Origin of the sequence: Bradyrhizobium sp. 195, from assembly GCF_023101665.1 — a bacterium.
Classification (GTDB): domain Bacteria; phylum Pseudomonadota; class Alphaproteobacteria; order Rhizobiales; family Xanthobacteraceae; genus Bradyrhizobium.
Map to the genome: position 1 here is coordinate 3,829,116 of NZ_CP082161.1, position 14,131 is coordinate 3,843,246.

Sequence of the window (14,131 nt, forward strand, 5' to 3'; positions counted from 1 at the left end):
CACGGTGACGCCCGCACCCGGCGGGATTTCAGGCTTTTTGATGGACCAACCTCAATCGTTCGACGGCGCCGACGTTCCCAATCCTGCCGGCGGCCCGGCGGAGCGGGCCACGTTGATGGGCACGCTGGCGCATCTGTGGCCCTATATCTGGCCGGGCGACCGCTTCGATCTGAAGATGCGCGTGGTGTGGTCGCTTGTGCTGCTGCTCGCTGCCAAGCTGATCACGTTGACGGTACCGTTCAGCTTCAAATGGGCGACGGACGCGCTGACTGGCGCCAACTCGGCGCCGCTGCAGGCTGATAATTGGCACCTCTGGGTGATCGCCTCGCCGTTGTTGCTGACCGTGAGCTACGGCACGATGCGCATCCTGATGGCGCTGCTGACGCAATGGCGCGATGGCATCTTTGCGCGCGTCGCCATGCATGCGGTGCGCAAGCTCGCCACCATCACCTTCATCCATATGCACGAGCTGTCGCTGCGCTTCCACCTCGAGCGCAAGACCGGCGGTCTGACGCGCGTGCTCGAGCGCGGCCGCGAGGGCATCGAGGTCATCGTGCGCATGGTGATCCTGCAGCTGATCCCGACCATCGTCGAGGTTTCGCTGCTGATGGCCGTGCTGCTCTGGCAGTTCGACTGGCGCTACGTGGTCGCAACGCTGATCACGGTCACGCTCTACATGTACTACACTTACATCGCGACCGAGTGGCGGATCGGCATCCGCCGCAAGATGAACGATTCCGATACCGAGGCGAACACCAAGGCGATCGACTCGCTGCTCAACTACGAGACCGTGAAATACTTCGGCGCCGAGGCGCGCGAGGCCCAGCGCTACGACAAGTCGGTGGCGCGCTACGAGGAGGCGAGCGTCCACACCTACACCTCACTCGCGGTGCTTAACACCGGCCAGGCGGTGATCTTCACGCTGGGGCTGACCGCAACCATGCTGATGTGCGCGATCGGCGTGCGCAACGGCACCAACACCGTCGGCGATTTCGTGCTGGTCAACGCCATGATGATCCAGCTCTATCAGCCCCTGAACTTCATGGGCATGGTCTATCGCGAGATCAAGCAGGCGATCATCGACATCGAGAAGATGTTCAATGTGCTGGGCCGCGAGGCCGAGATCAAGGACGCGCCCGATGCGCAGCCGCTGGTCATCTCCGCCGGCACCGTGCGCTTCGAGGACGTGCGCTTTGCCTATGAGGCACCGCGCCCGATCCTCAAGGGCATCAGCTTCGAGGTGCCGGCCGGCAAGACCGTCGCGATCGTCGGCCCGTCCGGGGCGGGCAAGTCGACCATCTCGCGTCTGCTGTTCCGCCTCTACGACGTCTCCGGCGGCAAGATCCTGATCGACGGCCAGGACATCCGCGCGGTGACGCAGGATTCACTTCGGGCCTCGATCGGCATGGTGCCGCAGGATACCGTGCTGTTCAACGACACCATCCGCTACAACATCCGCTACGGCCGCTGGGACGCCAGCGATGCCGAAGTCGAAGAAGCGGCGCGGCTCGCGCAGATCGACCATTTCATCCGCCTGTCGCCGAAGGGTTACGAGACCCAGGTCGGCGAGCGCGGGCTCAAACTGTCCGGCGGCGAGAAGCAGCGCGTCGCGATCGCGCGCACTGTCCTGAAGGCGCCGCCGATCCTGGTGCTGGACGAGGCCACCTCGGCGCTCGACACCCACACCGAGCACGAGATCCAGGGCGCGCTCGACCGGGTGGCGAAGAACCGCACCTCGCTGGTGATCGCGCACCGGCTTTCGACTATCGTTGGGGCCGACGAGATCATCGTGCTGGATCAGGGCCGCATCGCCGAGCGCGGGACCCACGCCAAGCTGCTCGCCCACGGCGGCCTCTATGCCAGCATGTGGAACAGGCAGCGCGAGGCGGAGGCGGCGCGCGAGAAACTGGCCAAGATGGCCGACACCGGCGACGCTCCCAACCGGGAGCCGCCGGCGGTCAATGACGCCCTGACGGCGCCTGCGGCGGCGGAGTGACCTTGTCTCCGGTCCCAACTCTGGCCTAAACAAGCCCGCGCGACGACCCGTGCCATTAACTCCGACCGGCAGATAGCGATGTCCATTCTCGATTCGATCCAGCGTCAGATCCCACCGATCCACAAGGAGGGCTATCCCTTCATCGGCGGCTTTGCGCTGGCAAGCCTGATCCTGTTCTGGCTGTGGTCGCCTCTGGGCTGGATCGGCACGATCCTGACCGTGTGGTGCGCGCTGTTCTTCCGCGATCCCGTGCGCGTGACGCCGGTGCGCGAGGGGCTGGTCGTGTCGCCGGCCGACGGCCGCGTCTCGATGATCACCATGGCGCTGCCGCCGGCCGAACTCGGGCTCGGCGATCGGCCGTTGCCGCGCATCTCGGTTTTCATGAGCGTCTTCAATTGCCACGTGAACCGCGCTCCCGTCGCGGGCAGGGTGGACCGCATCGCCTACCGCCCCGGCCTCTTCATCAATGCCGAGCTCGACAAGGCGAGCGAGGACAATGAGCGCAATTCGCTCGTGATCTCGACACCGACGGCGCGGATCGGCGTGGTCCAGATTGCAGGGCTTGTCGCCAAGCGCATCGTCTGCTTCGTCAGGGAGGGCCAGGCGATCGGCACCGGCGAGCGTTTCGGTCTGATCCGCTTCGGCTCGCGGCTCGACGTCTACCTGCCTGTGGGAACCAAGGCGCTGGTCTCGGAAGGGCAGACCGCCATCGCCGGCGAGACGATTTTGGCCGATCTTGCGGGCGACGACCCCAGCCGCGTCTACCGCGCCAATTAACCAATAAGTCGGTCTGTGGGGGGCTTCCGCCGCAATGGCGGAGGGAGACGCGACTTGCTATATCTCGCCTTGAGGTGAGGACCAGCGATGACGCCCTATGACTTCAAATACCCCGATACGCGCCGCCGCCGGTTCCGTCCGATTCCGGTGCGGATGCTGGTGCCCAACGTCATCACGCTGCTGGCGATCTGCGCCGGCCTGACCTCGATCCGCTTGTCGATCGAGGGACGGATGTCGCTCGCCGTCTACGCCATCGTGTTCGCGGCGGCGCTCGACGGCATCGACGGCCGCATCGCGCGCATGATCAAGGGTCAATCCAAGTTCGGCGCCGAACTCGACAGCCTCGCTGACTTCGTCAATTTCGGTGTGGCGCCCGGCCTGATGTTGTATTTCTGGCAGCTCCATGAGCTCGGCAATGCCGGCTGGATCGCCGCGATGGTGTTCGCGATCTCCGGCGGTCTGCGTCTGGCGCGCTTCAACGCCACCATGGACGATCCGAACAAGCCGGCCTTCGCCGCCAATTTCTTCACCGGCGTGCCGGCGCCGGCCGGCGCTATCACCGTGCTGCTGCCGATCTACGTTGCGTTCCTCGATCTCGGCCGCACTCCCGCGGCGGTGACGGCGGCCTATACGCTCCTCATCGCCTTCCTGATGGTGTCGCGCCTGCCGGTGTTCTCCGGCAAGACCAAGCGCATGCGCGTGCCGCCGGAGCTGGTGCTGCCGGCGTTCGTCGCCGTGATCGTCTTCATCGCATTGCTGATCGCCTATCCCTGGCACGTGCTGTCGATCGGCACGGTGCTGTATCTGCTCTGCCTGCCGCTCGGCTACAAATCCTACCGCGACCAGGCGCGCGCGATGGAAGCTGCGGCGCCGGCGGAAGGCGAAGTCTCGTCACCACCTTCGGCGCCGACGCTGGCGAATTTGTCGGAACCGCCGCCGGAAGACGACCGGCCCGGACGGCTGCACTGAGCGGTTCTTACGGATATCTGCCATGAAGGCGAGCTGAGTTGGGTCGAGGCTCGATCTCGGCTATATCGCCCTGTGCCGGCGGCACCGCGCCAACAGCGGCCGCTAATCTGGGAGAGAACGCCGTGACCAATACCGCGACCGGGCCGCTGCCCGCTTCCGTCCTCGAAGCGCTGGGCCGCTACGACACGCCGACGATCTGCAATGCCATGGAGATCGTGGCGCCCGAGCGTCGGCTGATCGGCTACACCACCAAGCAATTGGTCTGCCCGTTCCCCGATTTGCCGCCGATCGTCGGCTATGCCCGCACGGTCGCGATCCGCTCGGTGCTGAAGTCATCGCTTCCGGCGGAAGAGCAGTCCCAGCGCCGCATCGAATATTACGAATATGTCGGCACTGGCCATGGCCCGCGCATCTCGGTGATCCAGGACATCGACGGTCCTGACGTCGGCTACGGCGCGTTCTGGGGCGAGGTGCAGAGCAACGTGCATAAGGCGCTCGGCTGCCTCGGCGTCATCACCGACGGTTCGATCCGCGACATCCCGCAATGGGCCCCTGGCTTCCAGGCGCTGGCCGGCTCGATCGGCCCGTCCCATGCCTGGGTGCATGCCGAGAGCTTTGGCGGCGAGGTGCGCGTTGCCGGCATGACCGTGAAGTCGGATGACCTGATTCACGCCGACCTGCACGGCGCCATCGTGATCCCGCACGACATCGCCGCCAAGCTACCCGAGGCCGCCGAACTCTGTGGCCGCCGCGAGACGCCGATCCTGGAGATCGCCCGCAGCCCCGACTTCTCGCTGGAGAAGCTGAAGGCCGCGCTGAAGCGCTCGGCGGAGATTCACTGAGCTTACGGCGACGACGCCGGTCGTGGGCTGCCTTGTTCGCTCAGGAACAGGGCAGCCTGATCCGGTTCTCCAAACACGGCGGCGGCGCATCCGATGAGGGTGAAGCCGCCGGCGAAGTCCCACAGGGTGATGTCGTCTGCGCTGTCGGTGGCGTGAATCAACCGCGCTGCAATGACGGCGAAGGCGGCCTCGACAAAGAGCAGGGCGCTGAACGCCGGCAGGACGAGTTCCGGCTCGAGCAGATGGAACGCCAACACCGCAGGCAGCGCGGTGAGAAGACTGAACAGCGTCAACATTGCAAATCGCTCCCGCGATCGAGCATGCCGCAGAGCTGCAGGATAGCAGATCCATCCATCGTTTTGCCCGTGGCGCAGGGCCGCAGCGCTCCATCCGGAGCACGAGCAAACCGTCTCGCAGCTGTTCAACTGGACGCCGTGCCTTCATCGCCTCGTCGCAGCCCAATCATGGTTAGCAAAACGTTGAGAATCCTGTCGGTGATCGGCAAAGCCCGCATCCTCCGAGCGCACTGCGCCCGGTTTGGCAGGCCGGCTCAACTTAACCTTTACGCGGCTTTAAGGGCGGCGCTCTAGGGTTTCCGATGCGGTTCGGGGTTGGGCCGCGCCAGCGGCCAGGACGGCCGTTGTTGCGTACGCGTTGGAGTATCCCATGGATATCATGACGAGCGTCGGGCTCACGGCGGGCATCATCGTCATCACTGCGATGATCTTCATGGGCGGCGACCTCCACATGTTCATCTCCGAACATGCGATGATCATCATCTTCGGCGGCTCGATCTCCGCCACCATGATCCGCTTTCCGCTCTCGGCACTCCTGCACGGCCTTCCGCTCGGCGCCAAGTTCGCCTTCACCATGAGCCGCCTGTCGGCGCACGACCTCGTCGACGAGCTCGCCCGCATCGCCGAGATCGCCCGCAAGCAGGGTCCTGTCGGTCTCGAAAAGGTCGAGACTGACGAGCCGTTCCTTGCCAAAGGCATCCGCTACGTCGCCGACGGCTACGACCTTGACTTCATCCGCGACAATCTCGAGCGCGACCGCGACAACTTCCTCATGCACCTGGACGAGGGCAGCAAGATCTACCGCGCCATCGGCGACTGCGCCCCGGCGTTCGGCATGATCGGCACCCTGATCGGCATGGTGCAGATGTTCGCCAACATGACCGACCCGTCCAAGCTCGGCCCGTTCATGGCGACCGCGCTGCTCGCCACGCTTTACGGCGCGCTGGTTGCGAACCTGTTCTGTCTGCCGATCGCCGACAAGCTGCACGGCAAGCTGCTGGACGAGGAGACCAACCGTACCCTGATCATCGACGGCATCCTGATGATCCGCGACTCCAAGAGCCCGACGCTCGTGCGCGAAATGCTGCTGGCCTACCTGCCGGAGAAGCATCGTCACGCCGAGGGCGAGCCGGTGCCGGCGTAAGACCGCCCGCCGGGATTTTCAGCCATGGCCAAGAAGAAACGCGGCGATGCGCACGGAGGCGGTCACGGCTGGTTCGTGACCTTCGCCGACCTGATGGGCCTGATGATGAGCTTCTTCGTGATGCTCGTCGCATTCTCGACGCAGGACGCCAACAAGCTGAAGATCGTCGCAGGATCGATGCGCGACGCCTTCGGTGTGCAGAGCGAAGCGCGCTATGCCGGCATCGTCGAGTCCGACGGTTTGCCGACCCGCCCACGGCTGAAGAACGTCGACCATATCCAGCCCGAGGACGCCTCCAACACGCCGACGCCGGATCAGGAGGATCGCGACCGCACGTCGGGGGCGAAGATCAAGGTCGACCGCAATTTCGCGCTCGCCGCGGCCTCGCTGCGCCAGGCGCTGCAGGACATGCCGGAACTGACCGAGATGTCCAAGCACATCATGTTTGAGGAGACCAAGCAGGGTCTCAACCTGGAGATCGTCGACCAGGACGGCCGCTCGATGTTCGCCGACGGCTCCAAGGTGCCCTATGACCGCACCCGCCGTCTGGTCGAAAAGCTCGCGATCCCGCTCAAGGCCACGCCGCTCCGCGTCTCCATCGCCGGCCACACCGCGGCGGGCTTCGTGCCGACCCGCAGCGAGTACGGCGCCTTCGATCTGTCGGCCGATCGCGCCAATGCCGTGCGCCAGATCCTCGAACGCGAAGGCCTGCCGCCGTCGCACATCTTCGCCGTCTCCGGAAAGGCGGACACCCAGCCGCTGTTTCCGGACGATCCTTCGCTCGCGGCCAACCGGCGGGTGACCATCACCCTGATGCGCGAAGATCCGCCGCTGCCGCCGAATCTGAAGCCCTAAGCATGATCCGGTAAAGTGGGCACCGGTTTTCCGACAGATCATGCTCGGAAAATATGTCCTCTTGCGTTACCATTTTACCTGAGGCATGTCGTCGCGCGGGCGACGAACGTTGCTGCGGTGTCACAGCTTCTGCCTGGGCGCCTGCTATGGTGATGGGCTGATTGACAGGCGCGCCGGAAGCGTCGAAAGGCGCCGGATCAATTCCAGGGAAGAAGCGTTTTCCACCTTCATGACGGCGAGCATCACACAGGCCGAGACCCAGGATGGGCAACCGGTCACCTCAGGTTTTTGGGCCCTTACGCTCGGGAGCATCGGCGTCGTCTTCGGCGATATCGGTACCTCGCCCCTCTATGCATTCCACGAGGCCGTCAAGGCCGCGGCCCATGGCGAGCCGGTCTCGCGGGTCATCGTGCTGGGCGTGCTCTCGCTGATCCTGTGGGCGCTGTTGATCGTCGTCACCGCCAAATACGTTCTGCTGCTGCTGCGCGCCGACAATAACGGGGAGGGCGGCACGCTTTCTCTGATGGCGCTCGGCCAGCGCGCGCTCGGGCGGCGAAGCTGGGTTCTGCTCGCGCTCGGCGTGGTCGGCGCCTCCATGTTCATCGGCGATTCCATGATCACGCCGGCGATCTCGGTGCTGTCGGCGGTCGAAGGCCTGAAGCTCGCAACCCCCGCGCTCGAGCATTACGTGGTGCCGCTCACCGTGCTCATCCTGGTGCTGCTGTTCGCGGTCCAGAGCAAGGGGACCGCGCTGGTGGCCTCGGCCTTCGGGCCGGTGATGGTGGTCTGGTTCGCCGTCATCGCGGTGATGGGGGCGGTCCATATCGCCGACGACCCGACCGTGCTGGCGGCGATCAATCCCTATTACGCGGTGCAGTTCGTGCTGTCGCACGGCACGATCGGCCTTGTGACGCTCGGCGCGGTGTTCCTGGCGGTGACGGGGGGCGAGGCGCTCTATGCCGATCTCGGCCATTTCGGCCGCAAGCCGATCCAATTGGCCTGGATGTTCTTCGTACTTCCCGCGCTTTTGATCAATTATTTCGGGCAGGGCGCGCTGGTGCTGTCCGATCCGAGCGCCATCGAGCATTCCTTCTATCGCATGGTGCCCGAAGGCCTGGTGCTGCCGCTGGTCGGGCTTGCGACCGCAGCGACCGTGATCGCGAGCCAGGCGGTGATCACCGGTGCCTATTCGCTGGTCTATCAGGCGGTGCAACTCGGCCTGCTGCCGCGTTTCGAGGTCCGTTATACGTCCGAGACCCATGCCGGCCAGATCTACCTTCCGCGGGTGAACCGGCTGCTGCTGATCGGCGTGATGCTGCTGGTCCTGCTGTTTCACACCCCCAGCAATCTGGCCTCGGCCTACGGCATCGCGGTCTCCACCACCATGGTCGCCGACGGCATCATGGGCTTCGTCGTGATCTGGAAATTGTGGAACTGGCGCGCCGCCACGGCTGCTGCCGTGATCGTGCCCTTCGTTGTCGTCGACCTGAGCTTCTTCAGCGCCAATCTTCTGAAGCTGCTCGAGGGCGCCTGGGTGCCACTGCTGTTCGGCGTGGCCATGGCGGGGACGATCTGGACCTGGCGGAAGGGCTCCGGGATTCTGATCCAGAAGACGCGCCGGATCGAGGTGCCGCTCGACGATCTGATCCGGAGCCTCGAGAAGCGGCCCCCGCATATTGTCAAGGGCACCGCTGTGTTCCTGACCAGCGATCCCTCGTTCGTGCCGACCGCGCTGCTGCACAATCTCAAGCACAACAAGGTGCTGCATGAGCACAACGTGATCCTGACCATCGAGACCGCGCACACGCCGCGGGTGGACCTGTCCGAGCGGTTCCGGATGGAAAAGATCAGCGAGAAATTCTCCAAGGTCCGGCTGCGCTTCGGCTACATGGAGCAGCCGAACGTGCCCAAGGCCCTCGCGATCGCGCGCAAGCAGGGCTGGCAGTTCGACATCATGTCGACGTCGTTCTTCGTGTCGCGAAGGTCGCTGAAAGCGTCGGCGCAGTCGGGCATGCCGCTGTGGCAGGACCATCTGTTCATCGCGCTCAGCCGGTCCGCCAACGACGCCACGGATTACTTCCAAATCCCCACCGGCCGGGTGGTTGAAGTCGGAACCCAGGTCACCATCTAGAACGCGCCGTGCCTGAGCCATGCGAATTTGCATGGCTAAGCTCCGAAATCGGGCTAGGCTATGCCGGCAGCGCAGGACTATAAGCCGCGCGCGCTTCCGCCATTGTGCAGTGAAGCATTTTTAGAGGCCACTGGGCTCTCCCATGACAAGCGATGTAGCGATTTCCGCCCCGGAAACGGCGGCGGCCAATGGGCATGGCGAGGCCCACACCACCGCCCGTTTCGGCGCGCTGACGCTCGGCAGCATCGGCGTCGTCTACGGCGATATCGGCACCAGCCCGCTCTATGCGTTCCGTGAAGCGGTGATGGCCGCCTCGGGCGCAGAGGGGTTGCCGACGCCGGCAGCGGTGCTCGGCGTGCTCTCCCTGATCCTGTGGGCGCTCATCGTCGTGGTGACGCTCAAATACGTCGTGATCCTGCTCCGTGCCGACAACAATGGCGAGGGCGGCACGTTGGCACTGATGGCGCTGGCCCAGCGCGCCGTCGGCACCGGCGGGACGACCATCGTCCTGCTCGGCATCATCTCCGGCGCGTTGTTCTACGGCGATGCCGTGATCACGCCGGCGCTCTCGGTGCTGTCGGCGATCGAGGGCATGAAGGACGTCACGCTCCGGTTCGAGCCCTATATCGTGCCGCTGACGGTTGTGATCCTGGTCTGCCTGTTCGCGGTGCAGTCGCGCGGAACCGCCCGCGTCGCCGCCTTCTTCGGCCCGATCATGTGCGTCTGGTTCGCGGTCATTGCGGCGGCGGCGATCCATCCCATCATCCAGCAGCCGCAAGTCCTGTACGCGCTGAACCCGCTCTACGCCGTGTCCTTCATGATCCATCACGGCATCATCGGCTTTGTCACGCTGGGCGCCGTGTTCCTGGCGGTTACCGGCGCCGAGGCGCTCTATGCCGACCTCGGCCATTTCGGCAAACGGCCGATCCAGATTGCGTGGCTGTCGATCGTGCTGCCATCGCTGGCGCTGAACTATCTCGGGCAGGGCGCGCTCGTCCTCAGCGATCCCGGCGCGATCGTCAGCCCATTCTTCCAGCTCTTCCCGCAAGGTTTCTTCCGCGGCAGCATGGTCGTGCTCGCCACCATGGCGACCGTCATCGCGAGCCAGGCGGTCATTACCGGCGCCTATTCGCTGACGCGCCAGGCGATTCAGCTTGGGCTGCTGCCGCGCTTCGAAATTCGTCATACCTCTGAAGCCCATTCCGGCCAGATCTTCATCCCGCGCATCAACCAGCTCTTGCTGCTCGCCGTGGTGCTGCTGGTGCTGCTGTTCCGCTCCTCCAGCGCGCTGGCCTCGGCCTATGGCATCTCCGTGACCGGGACCATGGTGGTCACGGCGATGATGGGCTTCGTGGTGATCTGGAAGGTCTGGCGGTGGTCGCCGCTCGCGGCCGCCGCGCTGATTGCCCCGTTCCTGTTCCTCGACCTGACCTTCCTGGCGGCCAACCTGCTCAAGGTGTTCGAGGGTGGCTGGGTGCCGCTCGCGCTCGGCGCGCTCATGATCATCCTGATGTACACGTGGCGCCGCGGCAGCCGGCTGCTGTTCGAGAAGTCGCGCAAGCTCGAGTTCCCGCTCGCGGACCTCGTGGCGATGCTGGAGAAGCGGCCGCCGCAGCGGGTGCCCGGCACCGCCGTGTTCCTGACCTCGGACCCGCTCAGCGCGCCGACCGCGCTGATGCATAGTCTGAAGCACTACAAAGTGCTGCATGAGAAGAATGTCATTCTCACCATCGAGACGGCGCAGACCCCGCGGATCGATCCGGCCGAGCGCGTGAAGCTGGAGCAGATCTCACCGACCTTCTCCAAGGTGACGCTGAAATTCGGCTTCATGGAATCGCCCAACGTGCCGAAGGCGCTGGCGATCGCCCGCAAGCTCGGCTGGCAGTTCGACATCATGTCGACCTCGTTCTTCCTGTCGCGGAGGGCGCTGAAACCAGCCGCCCATTCCGGCATGCCGCGCTGGCAGGACCGCCTGTTCATCTCGCTCAGCCGCTCCGCCAACGACGCCACGGACTATTTCCAGATACCCTCGGGCCGTGTGGTCGAGGTTGGAACGCAGGTGACGATCTAGCGCCGCTGTCGTCGCCCGGCTTGACCGGGCGACCCAGTATTCCAGAGACGGCGCGGCTAGAACCGAGGAGCCGCAGCGTACTGGATTCCCCGCTCCAGTGCGCAATTGCGCACAAGGCGGGGAATGACACCAAACGCGCGGTGAGAGGTGAAGTGGGTCTCCCAGGCAGGGGCCCGAAAGCCGCGCTTCAAGTCGCTGCGATTTAGCTTTAACTTGCGCCGGGCGGCTCAAGCCTTTGTAGCGCTTGATTTTCACAAGCCGAGAGGCGAGGTTGCCGCCGCCGGGGACGCCCCGGCCTACGGCTCGCGATGTTGGAGGATGATGTGGCAAACCAGGTACAGGATCTGACCCCGGACGAGGTCTCCAAGGGTGTCGCGGAAGGGCGCTATCTGCTGGTCGACGTGCGCGAGCCGAACGAGGTCGAAGCCGAGGCCTATCCCTACGGCGTTGTGGTGCCGCTCTCGACCTTCGATCCAAAGGCGATCCCCGATCCCCAAGGCAAGGAGGTCGTGTTCGCCTGCCGCTCAGGCAAGCGCTCGGTGACCGCCTCGCTCGCGGCGCAGGCCGCGGGCCTGCCTTACGACAAGCATCTGGCCGGCGGCATGCTAGGCTGGAAGGCGGCGGGTCTTCCCAGCAAGGTCGGCGGCTGATCGGCCCCATGTCCAAAAGCGCTTCCCTGAACAAGGTTTTTGCCGACCTTCCCGTCACCATCTTCGAGGCGATGTCGCAGGCCGCGCGCGACAATGCCGCTATTAATCTCGGCCAGGGCTTTCCGGACGATCCCGGCCCCGAGGACATCCGCCGCGCCGCGGCCGACGCCTCGCTGAACGGCTATAACCAGTATCCCTCGATGATGGGCCTGCCGGAGCTGCGCCAGGCCATCGCGACCCATTACGGACATTGGCACGGCCTCAAGCTCGATCCGATGAGCGAGGTGATGGTCACCTCCGGCGGCACTGAGGCGCTGACCTCGGCCATCCTCGCGGTGGTCCAGCCCGGCGACGAGGTGGTGTGCTTCCAGCCGGTCTATGATTCCTACCTGCCGATTATCCGCCAGGCCGGCGGCATTCCGCGCCTGGTGCGGCTCGAGCCGCCGCATTGGCGTCTGAATGAGGACATGCTGAAAAGCGTCTTCAATTCAAAGACCAAGGCGGTGCTCTTCAACAATCCCTTGAATCCGTCCGCGGTGGTCTATCCGCGCGAGGATCTCGAGCTGCTCGCGCGCTACTGCCAGGAGTTCGACGTCATCGCGATCTGCGACGAGGTCTGGGAGCATGTCACCTTTGACGAGCACAAGCACATCCCGCTGATCACCATCCCGGGCATGCGCGATCGCACCATCAAGGTCGGCTCGGCCGGCAAGATCTTCTCGCTGACCGGGTGGAAGATCGGCTTCGTCTGCGCCGCACCGCCGTTGCTGCGCGTCGCCGCCAAGGTGCACCAGTTCCTGACCTTCACCACTGCGCCGAACCTGCAGGCCGCTGTCGCCTACGGCCTCGGCAAGGAGGACGACTACTTCCTGTCGATGCGCAAGGACCTGGCGCGAAGCAGGGACCGCCTGGCCAAGGGGCTGGAGAGCCTCGGCTTCCCCGTGCTGAAGTCACAAGGCACCTACTTCCTCACCGTCGATCTGTCGCCGCTCGGCCTCAACGAGAGCGACACCGAGTTCTGCTGGCGGATCGTGAAGGACTACAAGGTGGCGGCGATCCCGGTCTCGGCCTTCTATGAGCAGGACCCCGTGACCTCGGTGGTGCGCTTCTGCTTCGCCAAGAAGGACGAGACGCTCGACACCGCGCTGGAGCGGCTGTCGGATGCGGTGCGCGGACGCAAGAGGTAGATGATGAACGTCAGCCGCTCTGGTTTCGGCCTTGGTCTCTCGATCGCGGCAGCGCTGACGTTCCTTTCACAAGCGGCGACCGCCGAGGAGCGGGTCGTCAACTTCTACAACTGGTCCAACTACATGGCGCCGGATGTCCTGGAGTCCTTCACCAAGGAGACCGGCATCAAGGTGGTCTACGACACGTTCGATGCCAACGAGACGCTGGAGACTCGCCTGATGGCCGGCAAGTCCGGCTATGACGTCGTGGTGCCCACCGCATACTTCCTGCAGCGCCAGATCAAGGCCAACATCTTCCAGAAGCTCGACAAGTCGAAGCTGCCGAACCTCACCAACGCCTGGCCGATGGTGACAAAGCATCTTGCGACCTACGATCCCGGCAATGACTACGCCGCGAACTACATGTGGGGCACGACGGGCATCGGCTACAACGTCGCCAAGCGGAAGCAGATCCTCGGGCCGGACGCGAAGATCGACAGCTGGGACATCGTCTTCAAGCCGGAAAACCTCGCCAAGTTCAAAGACTGCGGCGTCCACATGCTCGACTCCGCCGACGACATCTTCCCGGCGGCGCTGAACTATCTCGGGCTCGATCCGAACTCGACCAAACAGGCGGACCTCGAGAAGGCCGCCGATATCGTCGCAAAAGTTCGCCCGTCCGTGCGCAAGTTTCACTCGTCTGAATATCTCAGCGCGCTCGCCACCGGCGAGATCTGCTTCGTGGTCGGCTGGTCCGGCGACATCATGCAGGCCCGCGCCCGCGCCGCCGAAGCCAAGAAGGGCAACAGCAGCGGCATCGAGATCGGCTATGCGATCCCGAAGGAGGGCGCGCAGATGTTCTTCGACAATCTCGCGATCCCCGCGGATGCCAAGAACGTCAAGGAAGCCTACGAGCTGATCAACTATCTCTATCGGCCTGATGTCGCCGCCAAGAACTCGGACTTCCTGTCCTACGCCAGCGGCAACCTCGCCAGCCAGAAGCTGGTCGATCCGAAAATTTTGAACGACAAGAACATCTATCCGGACGAGGCGACACTCGCAAAATTGTTCGTCATCACCGCGCGCGAGCCGGCGACGCAGCGGATCATCAATCGGCTCTGGACCAAGGTGAAGACGGGGCGCTGAGCGATCGCACTCGTCATTGCGAGCGAAGCGAAGCAATCCAGAATCTCACCGCGGGGGCACTTTGGATTGCTTCGTCGCCAGCGCAAAA

The 14,131-nt window shown here is 64.5% G+C and carries 12 protein-coding genes; 11 read left to right on the plus strand and 1 reads right to left on the minus strand.

Features of this window, described 5'->3' with window-relative positions:
- The first annotated feature begins 40 nt into the window (after window positions 1-40).
- The 4 genes from IVB26_RS17490 (at window position 41) to IVB26_RS17505 (ending at window position 4,584) form a co-directional block, all read left to right on the plus strand.
- The gene (locus tag IVB26_RS17490) at window positions 41-1,996 is read left to right on the plus strand and encodes an ABCB family ABC transporter ATP-binding protein/permease (protein WP_247972783.1); all 1,956 of its coding nucleotides are present in this window, start codon (window positions 41-43) and stop codon (window positions 1,994-1,996) included.
- A gap of 78 nt (window positions 1,997-2,074) precedes the next feature.
- A complete protein-coding gene (locus IVB26_RS17495) occupies window positions 2,075-2,773 on the plus strand; it encodes a phosphatidylserine decarboxylase (protein ID WP_247972784.1) in 699 nt (232 codons plus the stop codon).
- Window positions 2,774-2,860: 87 nt separating this feature from the next.
- Window positions 2,861-3,742: a CDP-alcohol phosphatidyltransferase family protein gene (locus IVB26_RS17500; RefSeq protein WP_247972785.1), complete on the plus strand. Its 882-nt coding sequence runs from the start codon at window positions 2,861-2,863 to the stop codon at window positions 3,740-3,742.
- A gap of 122 nt (window positions 3,743-3,864) precedes the next feature.
- A complete protein-coding gene (locus IVB26_RS17505) occupies window positions 3,865-4,584 on the plus strand; it encodes an RraA family protein (protein ID WP_247972786.1) in 720 nt (239 codons plus the stop codon).
- 2 nt (window positions 4,585-4,586) lie between these two features.
- Here IVB26_RS17505 and IVB26_RS17510 read toward each other — a convergent pair whose 3' ends face one another.
- On the minus strand, window positions 4,587-4,880 hold the full coding sequence (locus IVB26_RS17510; RefSeq protein WP_247972787.1) for a hypothetical protein: 294 nt from the start codon (window positions 4,878-4,880) through the stop codon (window positions 4,587-4,589).
- Between the two features lie 370 nt (window positions 4,881-5,250).
- Between IVB26_RS17510 and IVB26_RS17515 the strand changes: the two genes are divergently transcribed.
- The 7 genes from IVB26_RS17515 to IVB26_RS17545 all read left to right on the plus strand — a co-directional run bounded on the left by IVB26_RS17515 (window position 5,251) and on the right by IVB26_RS17545 (window position 14,043).
- Complete coding sequence (locus IVB26_RS17515) at window positions 5,251-6,024, plus strand: motility protein A (RefSeq protein ID WP_063195489.1); 774 nt, start codon at window positions 5,251-5,253, stop codon at window positions 6,022-6,024.
- Between the two features lie 24 nt (window positions 6,025-6,048).
- Window positions 6,049-6,879: an OmpA/MotB family protein gene (locus IVB26_RS17520; RefSeq protein ID WP_246919562.1), complete on the plus strand. Its 831-nt coding sequence runs from the start codon at window positions 6,049-6,051 to the stop codon at window positions 6,877-6,879.
- A 229-nt stretch (window positions 6,880-7,108) separates the two neighbouring features.
- Window positions 7,109-9,010, plus strand: coding sequence for a potassium transporter Kup (locus IVB26_RS17525; RefSeq protein ID WP_247972788.1), 1,902 nt, complete (start codon window positions 7,109-7,111; stop codon window positions 9,008-9,010).
- A 142-nt stretch (window positions 9,011-9,152) separates the two neighbouring features.
- The gene (locus IVB26_RS17530; RefSeq protein WP_247972789.1) at window positions 9,153-11,081 is read left to right on the plus strand and encodes a potassium transporter Kup; all 1,929 of its coding nucleotides are present in this window, start codon (window positions 9,153-9,155) and stop codon (window positions 11,079-11,081) included.
- A gap of 323 nt (window positions 11,082-11,404) precedes the next feature.
- On the plus strand, window positions 11,405-11,731 hold the full coding sequence (locus tag IVB26_RS17535; protein ID WP_008139644.1) for a rhodanese-like domain-containing protein: 327 nt from the start codon (window positions 11,405-11,407) through the stop codon (window positions 11,729-11,731).
- Window positions 11,732-11,739: 8 nt separating this feature from the next.
- Window positions 11,740-12,918: an aminotransferase gene (locus tag IVB26_RS17540; protein ID WP_247972790.1), complete on the plus strand. Its 1,179-nt coding sequence runs from the start codon at window positions 11,740-11,742 to the stop codon at window positions 12,916-12,918.
- The gene (locus IVB26_RS17545) at window positions 12,919-14,043 is read left to right on the plus strand and encodes a polyamine ABC transporter substrate-binding protein (protein ID WP_247972791.1); all 1,125 of its coding nucleotides are present in this window, start codon (window positions 12,919-12,921) and stop codon (window positions 14,041-14,043) included.
- Window positions 14,044-14,131 lie beyond the last annotated feature (88 nt).

Coding starts and splice junctions, on each gene's coding strand:
- IVB26_RS17490 (WP_247972783.1), top strand. CDS start 41: ATGGACCAACCTCAATCGTTCGACGGCGCCGACGTTCCCAATCCTGCC.
- IVB26_RS17495 (WP_247972784.1), top strand. CDS start 2,075: ATGTCCATTCTCGATTCGATCCAGCGTCAGATCCCACCGATCCACAAG.
- IVB26_RS17500 (WP_247972785.1), top strand. CDS start 2,861: ATGACGCCCTATGACTTCAAATACCCCGATACGCGCCGCCGCCGGTTC.
- IVB26_RS17510 (WP_247972787.1), bottom strand. CDS start 4,880: ATGTTGACGCTGTTCAGTCTTCTCACCGCGCTGCCTGCGGTGTTGGCG.
- IVB26_RS17515 (WP_063195489.1), top strand. CDS start 5,251: ATGGATATCATGACGAGCGTCGGGCTCACGGCGGGCATCATCGTCATC.
- IVB26_RS17520 (WP_246919562.1), top strand. CDS start 6,049: ATGGCCAAGAAGAAACGCGGCGATGCGCACGGAGGCGGTCACGGCTGG.
- IVB26_RS17525 (WP_247972788.1), top strand. CDS start 7,109: ATGACGGCGAGCATCACACAGGCCGAGACCCAGGATGGGCAACCGGTC.
- IVB26_RS17530 (WP_247972789.1), top strand. CDS start 9,153: ATGACAAGCGATGTAGCGATTTCCGCCCCGGAAACGGCGGCGGCCAAT.
- IVB26_RS17540 (WP_247972790.1), top strand. CDS start 11,740: ATGTCCAAAAGCGCTTCCCTGAACAAGGTTTTTGCCGACCTTCCCGTC.
- IVB26_RS17545 (WP_247972791.1), top strand. CDS start 12,919: ATGATGAACGTCAGCCGCTCTGGTTTCGGCCTTGGTCTCTCGATCGCG.